Here is an 846-nt window from a genome sequence, read left to right as displayed (position 1 = left end):
CCTTATCTGCCAGCGTAGTTGTCACCTAAACGGATTGAGAGGTGATCAACGTGCGTTATTCCACAGAGCGTAAGGAAGCCATCCTCAAGAAGATGGCGCCGCCTATGAGCATGACCATCCCGGAATTGGCCAAACAGGAAGGCATCACTGCAACAACCCTCTACAATTGGCGGAAACAGGCCAGAGAGCGAGGACAAGTTTTGCCATCACGTTCCACCCAGCCCGACCAGTGGACCAGTCAGGAGAAGTTCCAGATCGTCCTGGAGACGGCCCCGATGAACGAGGCCGAACTCAGCGCCTATTGCCGCGAGCGTGGGCTCTACCCCGAGCAGGTGGAAGCCTGGCGGGATGCCTGCATGAACGCCAACGACGACGTGGCAGCGCAGGCCAAGCAACAACGCCAGGCTCGCAAGGCGGAGCAAAAGCGGCTCCGTAAGTTGGAGCGCGAGCTGCACCGCAAGGACAAGGCCCTCGCCGAGACGGCGGCCCTGTTGACCCTGTCAAAAAAAGCCGAGGCGATCTGGGGCACGACCCACGACGAGGACGACTGACCAGCCTCCCGGATCGCCAGCGCATCGTGACCCTGGTGCAAGACGCCCAGCGTGACGGGGCTCGGCTGGCCAAGGCCTGTCAGGTGATGGGCATCAACGTGCGGACCTACTACCGCTGGGTCGCAGAAGGCGAAGTGACGGCGGACCGCCGCCCCGACGCCGATCGCCCGGAACCGGCCAACAAGCTATCTCCCGAGGAGCGAAAAGCGATCGTGGCGTTGTGCAACGCTCCAGAGTACCGAAGCCGCCCTCCGGCCTTCATCGTGGCCGATCAGGCTGACAAGGGCCGCTATCT

1 protein-coding gene and 1 pseudogene are annotated in these 846 nt (G+C 62.3%); both read left to right on the top strand.

Going from position 1 to position 846, the window contains the following annotated elements:
• The first annotated feature begins 50 nt into the window (after positions 1 to 50).
• Complete coding sequence (locus tag MKZ40_RS16810; RefSeq protein ID WP_217485978.1) at positions 51 to 551, top strand: transposase; 501 nt, start codon at positions 51 to 53, stop codon at positions 549 to 551.
• A 26-nt stretch (positions 552 to 577) separates the two neighbouring features.
• A pseudogene (locus tag MKZ40_RS16805) lies at positions 578 to 846 on the top strand (IS3 family transposase); the annotation flags it as partial.

It is taken from the genome of Cobetia sp. BMC6, from assembly GCF_029991385.1.
GTDB lineage: Bacteria > Pseudomonadota > Gammaproteobacteria > Pseudomonadales > Halomonadaceae > Cobetia.
This window is presented reverse-complemented; position numbering and strand designations above follow the sequence as displayed.